Origin of the sequence: Amycolatopsis sp. WAC 04197 (assembly GCF_003947475.1) — a bacterium.
Classification (GTDB): Bacteria; Actinomycetota; Actinomycetes; order Mycobacteriales; family Pseudonocardiaceae; genus Amycolatopsis; species Amycolatopsis japonica.
In genome coordinates this window covers 295,864-316,385 of sequence record NZ_QHJK01000007.1, presented here as the reverse complement: position 1 = coordinate 316,385, position 20,522 = coordinate 295,864, and the positions used below count along the sequence as shown (strand labels likewise).

General features: G+C 68.7%; 16 protein-coding genes and 1 tRNA gene. 12 read left to right on the top strand and 5 right to left on the bottom strand.

Translation table 11 applies throughout. The annotated features are described in order from the left end of the window. Positions 1 to 40: 40 nt before the first annotated feature. The 4 genes from DMC64_RS25505 to DMC64_RS25490 are packed head-to-tail and all read left to right on the top strand — an operon-like array spanning position 41 to position 3,868. Positions 41 to 322: a metal-sensitive transcriptional regulator gene (locus DMC64_RS25505; RefSeq protein WP_125735587.1), complete on the top strand. Its 282-nt coding sequence runs from the start codon at positions 41 to 43 to the stop codon at positions 320 to 322. A 31-nt stretch (positions 323 to 353) separates the two neighbouring features. After that, on the top strand, positions 354 to 560 hold the full coding sequence (locus DMC64_RS25500) for a heavy-metal-associated domain-containing protein (protein ID WP_125735586.1): 207 nt from the start codon (positions 354 to 356) through the stop codon (positions 558 to 560). Positions 561 to 611: 51 nt separating this feature from the next. Further along, entirely contained in the window at positions 612 to 1,580 is a 969-nt protein-coding gene (locus DMC64_RS25495) for a hypothetical protein (RefSeq protein WP_125735585.1), read from the top strand. A 26-nt stretch (positions 1,581 to 1,606) separates the two neighbouring features. After that, on the top strand, positions 1,607 to 3,868 hold the full coding sequence (locus DMC64_RS25490) for a cation-translocating P-type ATPase (protein WP_125735584.1): 2,262 nt from the start codon (positions 1,607 to 1,609) through the stop codon (positions 3,866 to 3,868). Positions 3,869 to 4,009: 141 nt separating this feature from the next. On the opposite strand, the gene DMC64_RS25485 is transcribed toward DMC64_RS25490, so the two are convergent. Both DMC64_RS25485 and DMC64_RS25480 read right to left on the bottom strand, forming a co-directional pair. Continuing rightward, positions 4,010 to 4,546: a DUF4396 domain-containing protein gene (locus DMC64_RS25485; protein WP_125735583.1), complete on the bottom strand. Its 537-nt coding sequence runs from the start codon at positions 4,544 to 4,546 to the stop codon at positions 4,010 to 4,012. Further along, positions 4,536 to 5,093 carry a carboxymuconolactone decarboxylase family protein gene (locus DMC64_RS25480; RefSeq protein ID WP_125735582.1) on the bottom strand — a complete coding sequence of 186 codons (558 nt, stop codon included), beginning with the start codon at positions 5,091 to 5,093 and terminating at the stop codon, positions 4,536 to 4,538. The genes DMC64_RS25485 and DMC64_RS25480 overlap by 11 nt, the downstream gene beginning before the upstream one ends. Positions 5,094 to 5,308: 215 nt before the next feature. On the opposite strand from DMC64_RS25480, the gene DMC64_RS25475 reads away from it, so the two are divergent. Next, on the top strand, positions 5,309 to 6,733 hold the full coding sequence (locus DMC64_RS25475; RefSeq protein WP_125735581.1) for an MFS transporter: 1,425 nt from the start codon (positions 5,309 to 5,311) through the stop codon (positions 6,731 to 6,733). Between the two features lie 60 nt (positions 6,734 to 6,793). Here DMC64_RS25475 and DMC64_RS25470 read toward each other — a convergent pair whose 3' ends face one another. Beyond that, on the bottom strand, positions 6,794 to 8,965 hold the full coding sequence (locus DMC64_RS25470; protein WP_125735580.1) for a bifunctional diguanylate cyclase/phosphodiesterase: 2,172 nt from the start codon (positions 8,963 to 8,965) through the stop codon (positions 6,794 to 6,796). A gap of 4 nt (positions 8,966 to 8,969) precedes the next feature. Further along, positions 8,970 to 9,785 carry an SAM-dependent methyltransferase gene (locus DMC64_RS25465; protein ID WP_125735579.1) on the bottom strand — a complete coding sequence of 272 codons (816 nt, stop codon included), beginning with the start codon at positions 9,783 to 9,785 and terminating at the stop codon, positions 8,970 to 8,972. Positions 9,786 to 9,952: 167 nt separating this feature from the next. On the opposite strand from DMC64_RS25465, the gene DMC64_RS25460 reads away from it, so the two are divergent. From DMC64_RS25460 to DMC64_RS25440, 5 genes are all read left to right on the top strand, one after another. Continuing rightward, entirely contained in the window at positions 9,953 to 11,266 is a 1,314-nt protein-coding gene (locus tag DMC64_RS25460) for a cytochrome P450 (protein ID WP_125735578.1), read from the top strand. 20 nt (positions 11,267 to 11,286) lie between these two features. After that, positions 11,287 to 12,336, top strand: a complete 1,050-nt coding sequence (locus DMC64_RS25455; RefSeq protein ID WP_233629801.1) for an alpha/beta hydrolase — start codon at positions 11,287 to 11,289, stop codon at positions 12,334 to 12,336. A 171-nt stretch (positions 12,337 to 12,507) separates the two neighbouring features. Then, positions 12,508 to 14,904 (top strand): ABC transporter permease subunit, encoded by a 2,397-nt coding sequence (locus DMC64_RS43685; protein WP_125735577.1) that lies wholly within the window; start codon positions 12,508 to 12,510, stop codon positions 14,902 to 14,904. 27 nt (positions 14,905 to 14,931) lie between these two features. Beyond that, positions 14,932 to 15,906: a glycine betaine ABC transporter substrate-binding protein gene (locus tag DMC64_RS25445; protein ID WP_125735576.1), complete on the top strand. Its 975-nt coding sequence runs from the start codon at positions 14,932 to 14,934 to the stop codon at positions 15,904 to 15,906. A 158-nt stretch (positions 15,907 to 16,064) separates the two neighbouring features. Continuing rightward, complete coding sequence (locus DMC64_RS25440; RefSeq protein WP_125735575.1) at positions 16,065 to 17,288, top strand: hypothetical protein; 1,224 nt, start codon at positions 16,065 to 16,067, stop codon at positions 17,286 to 17,288. Between the two features lie 62 nt (positions 17,289 to 17,350). Here the strand turns inward: DMC64_RS25440 and DMC64_RS25435 are convergent. Then, positions 17,351 to 17,423, bottom strand: a tRNA-Ala gene (locus DMC64_RS25435). A gap of 269 nt (positions 17,424 to 17,692) precedes the next feature. On the opposite strand from DMC64_RS25435, the gene DMC64_RS25430 reads away from it, so the two are divergent. Together DMC64_RS25430 and DMC64_RS25425 are read left to right on the top strand one after the other, a co-directional pair. Then, positions 17,693 to 19,846: an RICIN domain-containing protein gene (locus DMC64_RS25430; protein ID WP_125735574.1), complete on the top strand. Its 2,154-nt coding sequence runs from the start codon at positions 17,693 to 17,695 to the stop codon at positions 19,844 to 19,846. A 102-nt stretch (positions 19,847 to 19,948) separates the two neighbouring features. Further along, entirely contained in the window at positions 19,949 to 20,503 is a 555-nt protein-coding gene (locus DMC64_RS25425; protein WP_038518076.1) for an HdeD family acid-resistance protein, read from the top strand. Positions 20,504 to 20,522 lie beyond the last annotated feature (19 nt).

Genomic DNA, 20,522 nt, shown 5'->3' with positions numbered 1-20,522 from the left:
ACCCCCCTAGGGTATGTAGAGTCCTCGTCAGGAGGTCGAGATGCACGGATACACGCAAGGCAAGGACGACTACCTGACCCGGCTGCGGCGGATCGAAGGACAGATCCGGGGCCTGCAGCGAATGGTCGAAGAGGACAAGTACTGCATCGACATCCTCACGCAGGTGTCCGCGGCCACGAAGGCGTTGCAGTCGGTGTCGCTGGGGTTGATGGACGAGCACCTCAGGCACTGCGTGTCCGACGCCATCGCCAAGGGGGGCGACGAGGCCGACGAGAAGATCAAAGAGGCGACCGACGTCATCGCCCGCCTCGTCCGTTCCTGAAGTACCGCAACGAATCCGGAGGAGAAGAGAAATGAGCGAGACCACCTACACCGTCACCGGCATGACCTGCGGCCACTGCGTCCGCTCCGTCACCGAAGAGGTCGGCAAGATCGACGGCGTCACCGGCGTCCGCGTGGATCTGCCCACCGGCGCGGTGACCGTGACCGGCTCCCGGGAGCCCGCCCTCGCGGATGTTCGCGCCGCCGTCGAAGAAGCCGGATACGAGCTGACCGCCTGAGCCGCGGTTCGCTCCCGATCGCGGGTCACGGCCCGCACTAAGGACTTCACGATGAACACAGTTGCGAAGCTCTCCGCCTACGGTGTGGCGCTTGCCCTGGTCGCCGGTGGCGCCTGGGCCGCAGGCGCCGCTGTCGGTCCTTTCGCCGGCGCGGCCGGCCTTCCCGGCGGCGAGGACGCCGGGCATGGGGACGCTCACAGCGGCACCGTCGCGGAGGCGGCGCCGACCGACGAGCCCGGCGGGCTCGCGTCGTCCAGGGGCGGCTACACCCTCACGCCCACCACCACGACGCTCACGCCGGGGACGAACCAGCCCTTCTCCTTCAGGATTCTCGGCCCCGACGGCGCGCCGGTCACCGCGTACGACGTCGAACACGAAAAGCGGATGCACCTGATCGTCGTCCGTCGCGACACGGCCGGATTCCAGCACGTGCATCCCGAACTCGCGCCCGACGGCGTGTGGAGTGTCCCGCTGGCCCTGCCCGAGGCGGGCAGTTACCGCGTCTTCGCGGACTTCAAGCCGACGGGCGGCTCGGCCTCGACACTCGGTGTCGACGTGGCCGCGGCGGGGGAGTTCAAGCCCGTCGAGCACCAGCCCTCGCGGGTCGCGAACGTCGACGGCTACCAGGTCCGCCTGGACGGCGAGCTGGCGCCGGGCAAAGCGTCGAAGGTGACCTTGACGGTGACCAAGGACGGCCGTGACGTGACCGATCTGCAGCCGTATCTGGGCGCCTACGGGCATTTGGTGGCGCTGCGCGGTGGCGATCTCGCCTACCTGCACGTCCACCCGGACGGCGAGCCCGGAGACGGCCGCACGAAACCCGGCCCCACGGTGACCTTCTTCGCCGAAGTCCCTTCGGCCGGGACGTACCGGCTGTTCCTGGACTTCCAGCACCAGGGCAAGGTCCGCACCGCCGAGTTCACCGTCGCCACCGCGGGCACACCCGCCCCGGCCGCTTCGGCGCCCCAGAACCAGACCCCACCCCCGGCGGCCGGCGACGGCCACGGCGGACACGGCTGAGGCCGAGCCGGAAAGGAGTGACCACGATGACTTCCGATCTGGACCAGGCCACCACGGCCGAGGTCGAACTCGCGATCACCGGGATGACCTGCGCGTCGTGCGCGATGCGCATCGAGAAGAAGCTGAACAAGCTGGACGGCGTCACCGCCACGGTCAACTACGCCACGGAGAAGGCGAAAGTCACCTACAGCGGGGACATCGAACCCCAGCGGCTGATCGAGCAGGTGGAGGCGGCCGGTTACGCCGCCGCTCTGCCGGCTCCGCCGAAGCAGGAGCAGCCGGACGGGCCCGCCGAAGAGGCCGACCCGATCGCGCCGTTGCGGCAGCGGCTGATCGGTTCCGCGGTACTGTCGGTGCCGGTGATCCTGCTGGCGATGGTGCCGGCGTTCCAGTTCACCTACTGGCAGTGGATCTCGCTGACGCTGGCCGCGCCGGTGCTGGTGTGGGCGGCCTGGCCGTTCCACAAGGCGGCGTGGGCGAACCTGCGCCACGGCGCGGCCACCATGGACACCCTGATCTCGATGGGCACGCTCGCCGCGTTCCTGTGGTCGCTGTACGCGCTGCTGTTCGGCAGCGCGGGGACGCCGGGGATGACGCACGCCTTCGAACTGACCGTCGAGCGGATGGCCGGGGACGGCAACATCTATCTCGAGGTCGCCGCCGGGGTGACGACGTTCATCCTCGCAGGGAGGTACTTCGAGGCGCGGTCCAAGCGCCGGGCCGGTGCCGCGCTGCGCGCGTTGCTGGAGCTGGGCGCGAAGGACGTCGCCGTGCTCCGTGACGGCAAGGAAGAGCGGATCCCGGTCGACCGGCTCGTCGTCGGGGACCGGTTCGTGGTCCGGCCGGGGGAGAAGATCGCCACTGACGGCGTGATCGCCGAAGGCAGCTCCGCCGTCGACGCGAGCATGCTGACCGGTGAGAGCGTCCCCGTCGAGGTCGGGCCCGGCGACGCCGTGGTCGGCGCGACGGTGAACGCGGGCGGACGGCTCGTCGTCCGTGCCACGCGGGTCGGCGCGGACACGCAGCTGGCGCAGATGGCGAAACTGGTGGAGGACGCGCAGACCGGCAAGGCGCAGGTCCAGCGGCTGGCCGACCGGGTTTCGGGTGTGTTCGTGCCGATCGTGATCGCGCTCGCCGTCGGCACGCTGATGTTCTGGCTCGGGGCCGGTGGTTCGGTCGCGGCGGCGTTCACCGCGGCGGTGGCCGTGCTGATCATCGCCTGCCCGTGCGCACTGGGGCTGGCGACGCCGACGGCGCTGCTGGTGGGCACCGGACGGGGCGCACAGCTCGGGATCCTGATCAAGGGCCCGGAAGTGCTGGAGTCCACGCGCTCGGTCGACACGGTCGTCCTCGACAAGACCGGCACCGTGACCACCGGGCAGATGTCGCTGGTGGCGGTCCACGTCGCCGAAGGCGTCGACGAGGAGACGACGCTGCGCTTGGCCGGTGCGCTGGAGAACGCTTCGGAGCACCCGATCGCGCAGGCCATCGCCCGCGCGGCACGGGAGCGGGTGGGCGAGCTGCCCGCCGTCGAGGAGTTCACCAACGTCGAAGGCCTTGGTGTGCAAGGGATCGTCGACGGGAAGGCGGTGCTGGCCGGACGCAGCGCGCTGCTGGAGGAGTGGGCGCACCACCTGCCGTCGGATCTCGCGGCGAAGAAGGCGTCCGAGGAGAAGGACGGCCGCACCGCGATCGCCGTCGGCTGGGACGGGAAGGCGCGCGCCGTCCTCGTCGTCGCCGACACGGTGAAGCCGACGTCCGCCGAAGCCATCACGCAGCTGCGGGCGCTCGGCCTGACCCCGGTCCTGCTCACCGGGGACAACGAGGCCGTGGCCCGCGCGGTGGCCGCGGAGGTCGGGATCACCGAGGTGATCGCGGAGGTCCTGCCCAAGGACAAGGTCGACGTGGTCAAGCGGCTGCAGGGCGAGGGCAAGGTGGTCGCGATGGTGGGCGACGGCGTCAACGACGCGGCCGCGCTCGCGCAGGCCGACCTCGGCCTGGCCATGGGCACCGGCACGGACGTCGCCATCGAGGCGTCGGATCTCACCCTCGTCCGCGGTGACCTGCGAGCGGCGGTGGACGCGATCCGGCTCTCGCGGCGGACGCTGCGCACCATCAAGGGGAACCTGTTCTGGGCCTTCGCCTACAACGTCGCGGCGCTGCCACTGGCCGCGGCCGGGCTGCTCAACCCGATGATCGCCGGCGCCGCGATGGCGTTCAGCTCGGTCTTCGTGGTGACGAACAGCCTGCGGCTCAAGGGATTCCGCAGCACGGCGAGCCTCCGCTGACGTTGCGAAAGCCACTTTCGCAACCTTCAACGTTGCGAAAGTGGCTTTCGCAACCTGCCCACCGCCGATCAGAACGCAGCAACGACAAAAGGGCCGCCCCCGGTGCGAAAGCACCAAGGGCGGCCCTTGATCCGTAGTGAATCAGTGGTGGTAAGCGTGCACCACCGCGTGTCCGGCGCCGCGGCCGATGAGCCACTTGTTGACCGGCGTGGTGAGCAGGAAGGCGACGAAGAGGGCGAAGGCGAGCGCGCCCCAGAACAGCCCGCTGGTGAGACCGGCCTCCATCGCGCCGGGGACGACGAGCATCACGCCGTTGTCGATGATCTCCATGACGATGATCGAGACGGTGTCGGCGGCGAGCGCGACCTTGAGGGCCTGCTTGAAACCGACGCCCGCGCGCAGGACGCCGCGCATCGTCAGTGCATAGCCGAAGACGAACGCCAGCGCGACGGCGAGCACGATGGTGGCGAGGTTTCCCCAGCCCAGCGCGGTGCCGATCACCATGCCGAGCACTTCGCCGATGGCGCAGCCGGTGAGGCAGTGCAGGGTGGCCGACGCCGCCATACTCCAGGACACCTTGCCCTGCTGGTGGTGTTCGTGGCCGCCGTCGCCCGAATGTCCACTGTGGTCACCGTGGTGCTGGTGCTCGTGGTGCGAGTGGTCGTGTTCAGCCGACATGATCGTGTTTCTCCTTTGTGGACTGCTCGGCAGGCGCGGGTTCGAGTCCTGCGACGAGATTGAACGAACCGGTGAGCAGGTTGAGGGACACCAGCCCCACCGTGTCGGCGATGTGCCGGTCGCTCCAGCCGTGTCGCCGCAATTCGGCGACGTCCTCGTCGCCGATCGACGACGGTTCGGCGAGGACCCGCACCGCGTACGCGATCAGCGCGGCCTCGCGCCGATCGGTGGACGTGCCCTGGCGTGCCAGCGCGATGTCGTCGTCGCCGAGTCCGGCGGCCCGCGCGGCCCGGGTGTGCGCCTGCAGGCACAGTGCGCAACCGATCCACTCCTGCAGGGCGAGTGAGATCTTCTCGCCGAGTGCCCGGGGAAGCTTGGCCCGTTTCATGGCGCGCGAGAAGTCGAGGTAGCCCTGAAGGAGCGCGGGGGAGTTGGCCATCGCGGAGACCATCGGGCCCACCGAGCCGTGCCGCTCGATGATGTCGCCGAGCAACTCGGCGGACTTCGCCGGCGCATCGGTCGGATCAAGCGATTTGAGACGCTGCACGGCTCCTCCTCGTCTGTCGGTCGCCGGAACCTTATACCTGTAAGGGGTACCTGTCGACCTACTTGGTGCCGCGTAACGGTTCGCCGCCAGGAAGCGCCTGTGACGACCGCAACATTAACACCCCCTAGGGGTACTTGTGCGGCGGTGCCCGATCGGTCTAACTTCAACTCCGCAATACCCCCTAGGGGTAACTGAATCCTGAAAGGACGGTCGTCATGGCGGAGACAACCCCGGACCCACGACGGTGGTGGGCGCTGGGACTCATCGCGTTGGCCCAGTTCATGGTCATCATGGACACCTCGATCATCGGCGTCGCCCTCCCGGCGATGCAGCAGGACCTAGGGTTCTCCCCGGGTGACCTGTCGTGGGTGTTCAACGCCTACGTCATCGCGCTCGCCGGGCTGCTTCTGCTCGGCGGACGCCTCTCGGACCTGTTCGGCGCGCGGAGGATGTTCACCGCCGGCTGGGTCGTCACCCTCGGCGGTTCCGTGGTCGCCGCGGTCGCGGGCACCGCCTGGGTCGAACTGCTCGGCCGGGTGCTGCAAGGCGCCGGAGCGGCACTCATCGCGCCGTCCGCGCTGACCCTGCTGATGATGCTGTTCGGTGCGCGTCCGCGTGAGCTCACCAAGGCACTCGCGCTCTACGGCGCGGCGGCTCCCGCGGGCGGCACCGCGGGCGTGTTCCTCGGCGGCGTGATCACCGAATGGTTGTCGTGGCCGTGGATCTTCTGGCTCTACGTCCCGATCTCGCTGGTCGCGATCGTGGCGACCGGCAAGCTGATGCCGTCCGCCCCGGCCCGGCGTGGCTCGGTCGACATCGCCGGCGCCATCGCGGCGACCGCGGGCCTCGGCCTGACCGTGTTCGGCGTCGTCCGCGCACCGGAAGCGGGCTGGGACTCGGCGGGCACGTGGGGCGCGCTGGCCGGCGGCATCGCCCTGCTCGCGGTGTTCGTCGCGATCCAGCGGAAGCGCGAAGTCCCCTTGGTGCGGCTGGGTATCTTCCGGACGCCGAACCTAGGCGGCGCGAACCTGGCGCAGTTCCTGCTCGGCGCGGCGTGGATCCCGATGTGGTACTTCCTCAACCTGTACCTGCAGCAGGTCCTGGGCTACGGCGCGTTCGCCAGTGGCGCGGCGCTGCTGCCGATGACGGTGCTGATCGTCGTGCTGATGGTCGCGGTCGCGCCGAAGCTGATCGGCCGGTTCGGGCCGAAGAAGATGATCATCGGTGGGTTGTGGGCGCTCGCCGCGGGCCTGGTGTGGCTGTCCTTCGTCAGCCCGACGGGGAACTTCGTCGTCGATGTCCTGCCCGCGTCGCTGGTCGCGGCCCTGGGTCAGGCGCTGGCGTTCATCCCGTCGCTCGGCACCGCGATCTCCAGCGCGAAACCGGAGGAAGGTGGCCTCGCTTCCGGGATCGTGAACACCTCGTACCAGATCGGGTCGGCGCTCGGCCTGGCCGCGATGACCGCGGTCGCCGTGTCGGCCGGTGCGGGACGGGTCGGCGACCCGGTCGCGCTGACCGGCGGCTACTCGGCCGCGTTCCTCGGCGCCGCCGGGATCGCGATCGCCGGTGGCTTCCTGGCCATGGCGACCTTGCGCACTCCCAGTGAGGTCAGCGGAGGTGAACCGGCGGTCCGGCGATGACCGGCTGTATCCCCGTGTGGAGGGCGAGACCGATTCCCGGTCCGCCCTCCACACGGCGTTTCAGGCAGGAGGCTCCTCCTGACCCCGGTCGCCGAAAACGCCCGCCAGCTCGTCCGGACGGCAGGGCCCGCCGTAGTGATCACCCACCGCCAGCTCGGCCCCGGCGGCCAGCCAGAATCGCGCCTGGTCGGCGGTGGTCAGACCGTCCACGATCACGTCTGCGCCCGTCCGGTGCGCCAGTTCCGGCAGATCCCGCAGCAGACCGGCCACCGGCGAGTCCGGCGCGATCCCGTCCAGCAGCCCGCAGTCGAGCCGCACGCCGTGCACCGGCAGGTCGGCCACCAGGGCCAGCGCGCCGTCGCCCAGCCCGCGGACGCTGATCACCGGCCGCACCCCGAGGTCGGCCAGCGCGCCCAGGTTGTCCCTCGTCTCGCCGAGGTCGGCGGCCAGGGCCAGCATGGGCAACTCGACCAGCAGCCGCTCGGCGGGGAACCGCGTCTCCTCCAGCACGCCGACCAGCCGGGTGAGCAGGTCGGTGTCGGCCGCCTGGTGCGGGCTCAGACTGATCAGCATCCGCAGGTCGCGGTCCAGCCGCTGCCGCCACCAGCCCACCTGACGGCATCCGGTGCCCAGCAGCCATTCGCCCAGCGGCAGCATCAGCCCGGTCGTCTCGGCCAAACGGCGGCAGTGCTGGTCGGACAGCGGGCCCACGCCGGGCGGATCCCAGCTGAGCTGCACCTCCACCCCGTGCACCGCGCCGTCGGCCAGCCGTACCAGCGGCCGGTACCGCGCCTCCACGTCCCCGTGCTCGAAAGCGCCCGGCATGATCGCGGCCAGCGCGTCGGTCTCACGGTCCAGCCGGTTCTGCTCGGGGTGGAACAACTCCCACTGCCCGTGCCCGTTGGCCTTCGCCCGGCGCAATGCCTGATGGGACTCGCGCAGCAGATCGGCGGCTTCGCTGTCCTGGGCGGGCCGATTGACCACGCCGATACTGACCGAAAGCGCCAGCCCGTGCCCGTCCACGTAAGTAGGTTCGGTCAACGCTTGACGCAGTTCGTGCACCAAGCGCACCGGGTCCGGGGTGTCCGGCCCGTTCTCCACCAGCACCGCGAATTCCGCGCCGTCGAACCGGGAAAGAAGGGCCTTTTCCTTGGCCATCACGGACTTCAGCTGTTTCGCCACGGCGATCAGCAGCTGTTCGGCCGCACGCTCGCCGAGGCCGTTGCGCACCACCGCGAAGGAATCGAGCTCCAGCCGCAGGAGCGTCACGCCCAGTTCGGGATCGGCCCCGCCCAGCAGGTTCTCCATCCGCGTGCCGAAGCACTGCCGGTTGGGCAGGCCGGTGAGCACGTCGTGCAGGGCCTGCCTGCTGAGTTCGTTCTGCAGCAAAGAAAGTTCGGTGCCGTCCTCGACGACGGTGACGAAATGGCTGGGCTCGTCACCGGCGCCGCGCAGCAGCGAAGCGGTCAACGACACCGACACCGGCTCGCCGTCGCGGTGGAGCAACCGTTGCGACTGCTTGATCCGCTCGACCTCGCCCGTCAGCAGCGCGCGGTAATCCTCCCGCAGGACCAGCTTGTAGTCGGGGTGTACCAGCTCGAACAGGTCGCGTCCGGTCAGCTCGTCCGGGGCGTGCCCGAGCATCACGCCGGCCGCGGCGTTCACGGTGACCAGCGTGCCGTCCAGGTCGGTGACCAGGATGCCGCTGGCGGAGGAAGTGGCGACCTCGTCGAACCGTGCCTGCGCGGTCCGCAGCTCGTATTTGGCGTCCCGTACCGCTTTCAGCATGGACAGCTTCAGGCTTTCCTGCTGTGCCAAGGTGGCGTTCTGTGCGGCCACCACGACACTCGCGGCCAGCGCGCCGAGCACGCCCACCACGCGTTCGGCGAATTCTTCGGCGGGCTGGAATTCGGGCAGCGTGAGCAGACCCTTGCCCAGGACGCCCATGGTGACGGTGATCGCCTGCCCGCTCGCGCAGTTGAGCTCGGCCAGTCGCGCGCCCGCGGCCTCCAGCGAACCCGTGCTGCCCGGCGAATGTTCCTGCCCGCTCTCGTATACCTCGGCGCACAAGGCGTCCAGCAGCGCGGTCAGCTCTGCCTCGAAACTGGCGTGCACCAGTGGCACGTAACCGATTCCGCCGAGCAGGTACGCCCACTTGCGCGCGAGGAGAGCGCGCTCGCGGCGCCCGTCTTCGGGCGGCTCGGGGATCGGCAGGTCGCCGGGGTCGGTCATGGGCTCAGGACTTCCGTGCGACGCCCGCGTAGATCAGCTCGTTCCATGCCGGGTCCTCGGCGATGTCGGTGGGCCCGGTGGGCCGCCAGCTGCCACAGCCCACCAAACCCGGCTCGACCAGCGTCAGATCCCCGAGCAGACCGAGGACCTCGTCGTGGGAACGGGTGTGCGGCACCTCGCCGCGCCGCTCGGCCATCTGGTCGCTCGCCACGGCGAACGACTCCTGATGCGAGTCGGCCGAGATGTGGGTGAAGGCGAGCAGGCTGCCCGGAGCCAGGGGTTCCTGGTAGGCGCGCACCAGCCCGGCCGGGTCGTCCTCGTCCGGGATCCAGTGCAGCAGCAGCATGCACAGCAGGCCCACCGGCTCGGAGAAATCGATCAACCGCCGGACCTCCGGGCTGCCCAGCACCTTCGCCACGTCGCGCACGTCCGCGTGCAGGACCGCGGTGCGGTCGTCGCCCGCCAGCATCAGCTCGCCGTGGGCGACCGCCACGGCTTCCTTGTCGACGTAGACCACCCGGGCCTCAGGCGCCTCCCGCCGGGCGATCTCGTGCACGTTGCCCACGGTGGGGATCCCCGCGCCCAGGTCGAGGAACTGGCGGACGCCTTGGGCGGTCATGAAACGCACCGCCCGGCCGAGGAAGGCGCGGTTGAGCCGCACCGACTGCCGGATCCACGGCAGCGTGCGCTCGAGGTGGTCCGCGGTAGTGCGATCTTTTTCGAAATTGTGGTTGCCGCCGAGCCAATAGTCATAGATCCGGGCGACGTTCGGTGTGGCTGTATCGACTCCGGCCGGGACCCAGTCCCGTGTACCCGCCATCGCGCACCTCAATCGGTTCGGGAGACGGAACAGCATACCCACTCCCTCGAAATCGACTTAATCCGTCTTTCGTGGCGGGGATACACCCGATCGGGCGCTGCCGTCGCGGCCGAAGGGCCCGTACCGTGGCGGCCTTCCAGATTTTCCGTCAATGCCAAGGAGTTCCCGTGTCCGTCCGGGTGGCACCCGGCCGGTGGCCCTTGCTGGGACACACCCTCGCCCTGGTCCGCCGTCCGGTCCGATTCACCGCGGGACTGAGGGAACACGGTGACGTGGTCAAGGTTTCATTGGGGCCATTGCAAACCTATTTCCTCACGAATCCGGAATTAATTCACCGGGTACTGGTGACGAACGGATCGAGCTTCGGCACCGGGATCATGTTCCGCAAATTCCGTCCGTACGCGGGCAACGGCTTGGCCTTGTCCGACGGGCCTTTCCACCGCAGGCAGCGCAAGCTGATGTTGCCCGCCTTCGACCGGAAGCACCTTTCCCGCTACGCCGAGATCTGGGTCCGGGCGACCACCGCGCTGACCGGGTCCTGGCGGCCGGGCGAGGTACGGCGGATCGACGCGGACATGCAGGCGCTGGCCATGACCAACGTGGGCGAGGCGCTGTTCGGCACGGAACTGGGGGAGGCGGCGATCCGCGAGGCCCGCCGCTCGATCCCGCTGGTCATCCAGCTGGGTATGTACCGGGTGCTTTCCCCCGGCTTCGTGGAGAAACTGCCGCTCCCGTTCAACCGCCGCTTCGACGAGGCCACCGCGCGAATGAAGGCCGTGGTGCACGAGTTGATGGCGGGCCGCGACGCCGACACCGATCACGGTGACCTGCTGTCCACGTTGCTTTTGGCCCGGGACGCCGAGACCGGGGAGCGGATGACCCGGGAGCAGGTGCACGACGAGGTGATGACCCTGCTCACCGCGGGCACCGAGACCACCGCGCTGATCCTGGCGTGGGCCTGCCACGAGCTGGGACGCGATCCCGGCGTCGCGGACCGGCTGCGGGCGGAGGTGGACCAGGTGCTGGGCGGGCGCCCGGTGACCTTCGACGACCTGCCCGCGCTGGTCTACACCGGGCAGGTGGTCAGCGAGGTACTGAGGATGTACGCGCTGTGGATCCTGATGCGCCGGACCGAGCAGGAGATCGATCTCGGGCCGGTGCGGCTACGGCCCGGCGACGAGGTGATGTTCAGCCCGCTCGCCCTGCACACCGATCCCCGGTATTGGGACCATCCCGAAGTCTTCGATCCGGACCGCTGGGCCACCGATCGGGTGCGGTCGTTGCCGCCGGGGGTGTTCATCCCGTTCGGCAACGGGATCCGGCAGTGCGTCGGCCATCTGTTCGCCAGGGCCGAGGTGGTCATCGGCCTGGCCACGATCTTCGCCCGATGGCGCCTCGAACCCGCCGGCCCGGTCCGGGTGCGCTACACCACCATCGCCTATCCGCGCGGCATGCCGATGACGGTGCGCCCGCGGGATTAGGCCCCACAAAGGAGAATTTCGTGCGTTTTCGCTTGCGTCGCCTCGCCGTCGCGGTGGCCCTGCTGTGCGCGGGGGCGGTGCTCATCCCCGTGCAGGCGTCCGCCGTGGAGGCGGCTTGCCAGGACTTGAACATCCCCGTGTCGCTGGTGGATGTGCCGCTGCTGGGACTCAAGGATCAGACCATGTACGGCAGGCTGTGCGTCCCGCCGGGCGGCAGCCGCACCCTGCAGGTGCTGGTGCCGGGCGGTACCTGTAAATCGGACTACTACGACCCGCCGGACCTCTCGGAGACCCGGTCGTTCCGCAAGGCGGTGAACAAGGCCGGGTACGCCACCTTGTCGGTGGACCGGGTCGGTTCGGGGCGCAGCTCCAAGCCTCCGGCCGCGCTGCTGTCCGCGAGCGCACAGGCCAACGCGGTCCACCACGCCATCCAGGCGATGCGGACGGGCACAGTGGGGCCCGGGTTCGACAAGATCGTCCTCGTCGGACACTCGCTCGGATCGGCCACCGCGCTCATCGAAGCGGCCACCTTCCGTGACGTGGACGGCGTGGTGATCACCGGGTTCACCCATCGGATCGCGCCGCTGACGGTGACACCCACGCTGGTGGCGCTGGGCCCGGCGATGCTCGACGAGAAGATGTCCAAGATCGTCGGCCTGGACCCGGCGTACCTGACCACGGTGGCGGGCATGCGGTACTCCGCTTTCCACAATCCGGGGCCGTTCGACCAGCAGGTCGTCGACTCGGACGAGGCGAGCAAGGACCTGATCGCGGCCGGTGAGATCGTGGACGCCGTCCTGATCGGTCTGGTGCTTCCGTACAGCAGGCGGATCAACGTCCCGGTGCTGGTGGCCATGGGAGAAAAGGACGGTGTGTTCTGCGGCCCGCTGGCCAGCGACTGCTCCAGCGCGGAAAGCCTGCGGCAGGGCGAGGCAGGGTACTACTCGTCCGAGGCGAGGCTGCGCACGTTCGTGGTGCCGGGCTACGGGCACTCGATCAACTACGCGCCCAACGCGCCACTGCTGCACGACGCGGTGACCGGCTGGATGACCGAGATGGTCGGCCGGTAGCGCGGCCCGTTCGGACCGGATCTTTTCGTCGAGTTGTGGACAGGAGCACCGCGGGCATGTTGGGCTGAGACCGGGCCGGACCTGACGTGGTCGGCTTTTTTCTGACCTGCGACGTCGAGGAGCGGCGCCCTGAGCCTGTCGGAGTACCTCCGGGAGAACTGGATCGACGTCGTGAACGACGCGATCCTGCACGTGGATCTCACTCTGGCGGCGATGGCGCTGGCCGTGCTGATCGGGATGACGATCGGCCTGCTCACCTACCGGCGGCGGTGGCTGGGCGCGATGGCGACCACGACGACGGCGGCGTTCCTTACCATTCCGTCGATCGCGCTGCTGGGCATCCTGATCGGCCCGTTCGGGCTGGGGCTGACGAACGTCCTGTGCGCGCTGGTGCTTTACGCGCTTCTGCCGATCACGCGCAACACGATCGTCGGGCTGCGCGGCGTCGATCCGGCCGTGGTGGACGCGGCGCGGGGGATGGGCTTCGGCCGCGCGCGGCTGCTGTTCCGGGTACGCCTGCCGCTGGCCTGGCCGGTGATCCTTTCCGGTATCCGGGTCTCCACGCAGATCACGATCGGTATCGCGGCCATCGGCGCGTACGTCAAAGGTCCCGGCCTCGGCAACGAGATCTTCGACGGGCTCGGCCGGTTCGGTTCGGTCAACTCGCTGAACCAGGTCCTCACCGGAACGCTCGGGATCATGGTGCTGGCGCTGCTGTTCGACCTGGCCTTCGTGCTGGTCGGGAAGCTGACCACACGACGACGCCCACGTGTTCGCGGAACGGCGGCCCCGGTGACTTCGGGAGCGGCGGCCGGAACGGGCGGCGAGACGATCGAGTTGCTGGGCGTCGGCAAGCACTACCCCGGCCGAGCGGTACCGGCGGTCGAAAACCTGACGATGCGCATCCCCGCGGGCGAAATCGTCGTGCTGACCGGTCCGTCGGGATGCGGCAAGACGACGACCATGCGGATGATCAACCGGCTCGTCGAGCCCACCTCGGGCGCCGTCACGATCGGCGGTACCGACGTGTCGGCGCTCGACGTCGACGAACATCGGCGCAACACCGGCTACGTCATCCAGCAGATCGGGCTCTTCCCGCATCTGCGAGTGGACGCCAACATCGGTGTGGTGCCGCGGATGCTCGGCTGGACCCGGCAGCGGGTCGCCGGCCGCGTGCGCGAGTTGCTCGACGTCGTGGGCCTGACCCGCGAGCACGGTTTCCGTTACCCGCGTGAGCTTTCCGGCGGTCAGCAGCAGCGCGTCGGGGTGGCGCGGGCGATGGCCGCGGATCCGCCGGTGCTGCTGATGGACGAGCCGTTCGGCTCCACCGACCCGATCACGCGCGCCCGGCTGCAGGACGAATTCCTTCGCCTGCAACGGGAAGTGCGCAAGACGATCGTGTTCGTCACGCACGATTTCGACGAGGCGCTGAAGGTCGGCGACCGGATCGCCGTGCTGCGGCCGCGGTCGGTGATCGCTCAATACGACACGCCCCAGGCGATCCTCGCCGCGCCGGCGGACGACTACGTCGCGAGTTTCGCCGGCTCGAAGCGGAACCTGAAGCGGCTCGCGCTGATCCGGGTGGGTGACCTGGACCTCCGGCAGGAAGAAGGGCCGGACGGTTCGCCCGCGGTCCGGCCCGACGCCACCTTGCGGGACGTGCTGGACGTGATGGTGCGGACCGGCCGCACCGCCGTCGTGATCACCGAAGGCGACACCGCGCGGCCGCTGGGGGTGTGCGACGTGGCCATCCTGGTCGCGGCGCTGAGGTCCACCGACGCGGCACCCGCGATCCCCGCTGTGGAGGAGACGCCTCGGCCGGACACCACGGTGCCCGCGCGACCTCGTCGGCGGCGGCTCGGGCTGCTGATACGCCCGGTTCTGCTGACGCTCGCGTTGCTGGCGCTCTTCATGATCGTGCGCGCGCATCCGATCGACTCGATCGAACAGCGTTTCCTCAACCCCGGCGCGATCTTCACCGAACTGGGCGAGCACCTGCGGCTCACCCTGATCTCGACGGCGTGCACCATCGCCATCGCCCTCCCGCTCGGCGTCCTGCTCACCCGCGCCGGCGCCCGCTGGGCCCGGCCCATCGGGCTGGGTCTGGGCAACCTCGGCCAGGCGATCCCGTCGATCGGGCTCGTCGTGCTGCTCGCGCTCTGGATGGGCACGGGCACCGCGACCGCGGTGACGGCGCTCGTCGTCTACGCGACTTTGCCGGTGCTGCGCAACACGATCGTCGGACTCGACGGCGTCGACCCGACCCTCGTCGACGCCGCGCGGGGGATGGGCATGGGCAAGACGGCCGTCCTGTGGCGGATCGAACTGCCGCTGGCCGTCCCGGTGATCCTCGCCGGGATCCGGACCGCGCTGGTGCTCACCGTCGCGAGCGCGACGCTGGCGACGTTCATCGACGGCGGCGGCCTCGGGGGTGGGCTCGTCGCCGGGATCGGGCTGGACCGGCCGATCCTGAGCCTGACCTTCGGCATCATCGTCGCCGCGCTGGCGCTTTTCGCCGACTGGCTGGGGCTGGTCGCCGAGGAGGTCCTGCGCCCGCGCGGAATGTAGCTCGACCGACTCAAGGAGGACCCACCCATGCGGATGCTCCGGCGCACGACCGCCGCCGTACTCGCGCTCGTCGCGTCAGCGTCGCTCGCGGCGGGCTGCACCATCGGCAAGGACGAGACCGGTGCCCAAGTGGGCGCGGGATCCATCAAGAAGATCGACGCGCTGAACGGCGCCCGGATCCGCGTCAGCTCCAAGGAGTTCGACGAGCAGCTGCTCCTCGGCCAGATCGCCATCGTCGCCCTGCAGGCGGCCGGGGTGAGCCCGGAGGACAAGACCAACATCACCGGTTCGAGCAACGTCCGCCAGGCGCTCACCAGCGGCGCGGTCGACCTGTACTGGGAATACACCGGCACCGCCTGGATCAGCTACCTCAACCAGACCAAGCCGATCAGCGACCCGCAGGCGCAGTACGACGCGGTCAAACAGGCCGACACCGCCAACGGCGTCACCTGGTGGGCACGCTCGCCGGCCAACGACACCTACGCCCTGGCCGGAAACCCGGCGACACTGACCCGGACCGGCGTGAAGACGCTGTCCGACTACGCGGCCCTGGTGAAACGGGACCCGGCCGCGGCCTCGACCTGTATGGGCCCGGAATTCAAGAGCCGGGACGACGGGTTCCCCGGCCTGGCGAAGGCCTACGGGTTCGCCCTGCCCGACGCGCAGGTGCACCTGCTCAACGACGCCGTCGTCTACCCGAGCATCGGCAAGGGGGACCCGTGCGGCTTCGGCTCGGTCGCCTCCACCGACGGTCGCGTGGCCGCGCAGCAGCTGACCGTGCTCGAGGACGACAAGCACTTCTTCCCGACGTACAACCCGGCCATCACGATCGCCACTCCGCTCGCCCAGAAGTACCCGCAGCTGGAGCAGGTCTTCACGCCGATCGCCGCGAAGCTCGACACCGCGACGCTCACGGACCTGAACAAGAAGGTCAGCGTCGATGGACAGAAAGCGGCGACGGTCGCTCGCGACTGGCTCAAGTCGGCGGGCTTCATCAGCTGAGTCGTTCGCGTGGTCGGCTACAGAGTCCCTTCGAATACGACGGTGCCGTTGGCATCGCGCGTTTGAAGGTGGACCCCTTGTGGGAACGGGATTTTCTGCCCTCACGACTGCCCTTTCGGACAGTGCGCGGCGGCGCGGCCTGCGGTTGCGTTGGGCGAATGCGCGCGAAACTAGACCGAATAGCCCGATTCGACTGCTCCGCCCAGCCGGGTGCGCCAAGACCGCCGCACAACAATCTGCTGGCCTTGCAGCGAGCGGCAGGAAACCGCGCGGTCAATGCTGCCGTCCAGCGGCAGGTGGCATTCAAGTCGGGCGGGCAGTCGAAGCGCGCGTTAGACGTACGTGCCGAGGACCTGCAAGCCGCGTTCGCGGCGCGCGAGTACCTGCACCCGGAGATCCCGCGACGGTGGGGAGAGCCCAGCGCGGTGCGACTCACCGCGCTGCGCGGCGCCCTGGCTGCGCTTGACGAGTCGGTGCACGACCACGGCCTCATTGATCTGGACGAAGAAGAAGAGGTCACCGCGCTCTGCCGGGCGTTGATCGCCATCGCTGGATCCGGTGAAAAGCCGGTGTCCGGGTTCCGCTACCCCAGGATGAACGCCGAGGTCATCACCCGCAAGACCCGCGCCGGGATCGAACTCACCCTGGCGAAGTGGCACGACTATGCCAAAAAGTGGGTGGATGACGCGAGCGAAGAACACAGCGAGTGGACCGTCGCACGGAACAAGCTGGGAAACCAGTACTACGAGGACACCGCCCACCAAGATTTCCGCAAGCAGTACAAGGCATTCATGACCACCTACGAGCACATGGACGGTGTCATCCGGGAGTGCTTGGTGCTGATGGGGGTACTGAAGGACGCGGGCGAGGAGGAACTTCGCAGGTTCCGCGCGGTGTACAAAGCGGAAGCACTCCAGGCGGTCGTCGAGTGGGGAGACGAGACCGCCGCTCACATCGAGAACATCGTGTCCAATCCGCACAACCTGACGCCGGTGAACGAGCATCACCGCGTGCCCGGTGCCGCAGCCGCTGTACTCGCCCTCACTGTCCTGCGGAACCGGGCTCACCACGGGGGGTCGGGCCAGGACATCACCCTCACCACGCTCAACAACAAAGTCAAAGCGATCTACGACCGGTACTACTTCCGCGTGCGAACCGAGGAAAACAAGATCTACGAACGACCGAAACGTGGAGAGCTCAAACGGAAAGGCGACGGCAGACTCAAGCCGGCCAAGACGCCATGGCACAAGGAAGACAGCATGGTGCTGACACCGGCTATGGCGGATCGACTGTTGAGCGACGTCCAGCCAAACGAATGGCTGACCACGCCGACCGACCTCGACCGCGACCACGCGACAACAGAGAGTCAACTCTTAAAGTGAGGCGAAACGAAAAAACCGCCCTACCTCGGCGAATCTGCCAGGTGGGCGGTGTTTCGTAACTGTGGAGCTAAGGGGACTCGAACCCCTGACCCCCTCACTGCCAGTGAGGTGCGCTACCAGCTGCGCCATAGCCCCGGAGCGGATTTGTTCTCCGCATCTCGTGTGTCCATACATTACACCGCCCGCGGAGGCCGTTCACGCGGGGGTCACTCTATGCGCCCGGGGGCCGGTCGAACGTCGATGACCTGCATCTTTGCGACTTATTTTTAGCCGTGTATTGACTCCGCGTGTGACCGCCGTTACGTTTCGGGCATCGTGACGCCGAGGTCCCCGCCCGCTACGCCGCGTCTCCACTTGGGCTCCGCCTCAGCTCGCCCTGCCCGAATGACGCGGAGGAGACCCTGATGAGGGCCAGAGCAGTCCTGATAGCCCTGTTTTCCCTGGTCGGAGCACTGTTGGTGGTGGCTCCGGCAGCGCAGGCGGCCATCGTTCCCGACACCTGGTACACCGTGTCGACCACCGGCGGGAAATGCGTGGACGCGCGCGCCGCCGGGACGGCGAACGGGACGGTCGTCCAGCAGTACGCCTGCAACCAGACCTTTTCCCAGCAATGGCAGTTCCAGCCCACCTCGGGCGGCTACTACCGGGTCAACACCCGCAACGCCCCGGCGCAGGTGTGGGACGTCGCCGAGGTGTCGACGGCCGACGGTGGGCTGATCCACCTGTGGGCCTACGGCGGCGGGAACAACCAGCAGTGGCAGCCGGTCGAGGAGTCGGGCGGGACGTATCACTTCGTGAGCCGCAACAGCGGCAAGTGCCTGGACATCCCCGGCCTCTCGACCCAGGACAGCACCCAGCTGCAGCAGTACGCCTGCAACGGCACCGGCGCCCAGTCCTTCCGGCTCACCCCGGTCTCCGGCACCGCGAACCCCGACCTCGGGCCGAACGTGCTCGTCTTCGATCCGGCGATGTCGCAGTCGGCGATCCAGTCCCAGGTGAACAGCGTGTTCTCGCAGCAGGAGACCAGTCAGTTCGGCCCGAACCGGAAGGCACTGCTGTTCAAGCCGGGCTCGTACAACGTCGATGTGAACGTCGGGTTCTACACGCAGGTGCTGGGGCTCGGCCTGTCTCCCGACAACGTGACGATCAACGGCGCGGTGCACGCGGAGGCCGACTGGTTCCAGGGCAACGCGACGCAGAACTTCTGGCGTGGTGCGGAAAACCTGTCCGTGAATCCCAACGGCGGCACCGATAGGTGGGCCGTTTCGCAGGCCGCGCCGTACCGCCGCATGCATGTCCGCGGCAACCTGCAGCTCGACGACGGCGGCTGGTCCAGCGGTGGGTGGATGTCCGACGTGAAGGTCGACGGCCAGGTGCGGTCGGGCTCGCAGCAGCAGTGGATCTCGCGCAATTCGCAGTTCGGGAGTTGGAGCGGCTCCAACTGGAACATGGTCTTCGCCGGAGTCGGTGGCGCACCGTCGACCAGTTTCCCCAATCCGCCGTACACCACGGTGAACACGACGCCGGTCGTGCGGGAGAAGCCGTTCCTCTACGTCGATGCCGCGGGTGCGTACCAGGTCTTCGTGCCTTCCAAGCGCACCAACGCCTCCGGGATCACGTGGGGCGCCGGCCAGCCGGGATCCTCGCTGCCGATCAGCCGGTTCTTCATCGCGAAGCCCGGCACGACGGCGTCGCAGATCAACGCGGCCCTCGCCGAAGGCAAGGACCTCCTGATCACGCCGGGCGTCTATCACCTCAACGAGACGCTGCGCGTCACGCGGCCCGACACCGTCGTGCTGGGACTCGGCCTGGCGACGTTGATCCCGGACAACGGCATCACGGCGATGACGGTGGCCGACGTCGACGGCGTCAAGATCGCCGGCGTGCTGATCGACGCGGGCACCACGAACTCGAACACGCTGATGGAGGTCGGCCCGGCGAACTCCGCGCAGGACCACGCGGCCAACCCGACTTCGCTGTACGACGTGTTCTTCCGTATCGGCGGGGCGGGCGTCGGCAAGGCCACGAACAGCCTGGTGGTCAACAGCGACGACGTCATCGGTGACCACCTGTGGATCTGGCGCGCCGATCACGGCAGCGGGGTCGGGTGGAACACCAACACCGCCGACACCGGCCTGATCGTCAGCGGTGACGACGTCACGATGTACGGCCTGTTCGTCGAGCATTACCAGAAGTACCAGACGATCTGGACCGGCGAACGCGGCCGGACGTACTTCTACCAGAACGAAATGCCTTACGACCCGCCGAATCAGGCCGCCTGGATGAACGGCTCGACGCGCGGTTACGCGGCCTACAAGGTGGCGGATTCGGTGACGAACCACGAGGCCTACGGGCTCGGCAGCTACTGCTTCTTCAACGTGAATCCGAGTGTGGTGGCGGATCGCGCGATCGAGGTGCCGAACAACGCGAACGTCCGGTTCCGCAGTATGGTCGCCGTCTCCCTCGGCGGGAACGGGACCATCGCCCGGGTGATCAACGACCGCGGTGGACCGGCCAACTCGGGATCGAACGTGGCCAACCTGGTCGCTTATCCCTGACGACCCCGGTGCGCGCCGTGATGGCGGTCGCGGCGCGCACCGGCCTCACCCCAACGGGTGGCGTGCCGCGCGCTCCCGCGCGGGCGCTCCGATACTCGGCACATGCCTCTCGTCGGTCTCACCGTCGTCGAACCCCGCCTGGCCTGGCCGCTCGCCGCCGTGCGCGGGGTTTTCGCCATCCTGTTCGGCATTCTCGCGTTGATCTGGCCGGGAACGACCGTCCTGGCCCTCGCGATCCTCTACGGCATTTACGCCATCTTCGACGGCATCGGCGGCATCATGCAGGCCTTCCGGCCGGGCGACGCCGCTCATCGCGCCGCCTACGGTGTCCTCGGCGCGTTCGGGATCATCGCCGGTGTCCTCGTCCTGATCTGGCCCGGGATCACGGTGCTGGTGCTGGCCCTCCTGGTCGGTTTCTGGGCGATCTTCACGGGCATCGTCGAGATCGTCGCGGCGATCCGGCTGCGCAAGCAGATCGAGGGCGAGGCGTTCCTCATCGCGGCGGGCGCGCTGTCCCTGATCGCGGGCATCGTGATCGTGTTCAACCCGATCGCCGGCGCGTACGGGATCGCCCTCCTGGTCGGGATCTACGCCCTGCTGTACGGCGTGATGCTGCTCGTCCTGGCCTTCCGGTTGCGGAAACTCACCCAAGCCTGAAGGGCTAGGGGCTCGGCAA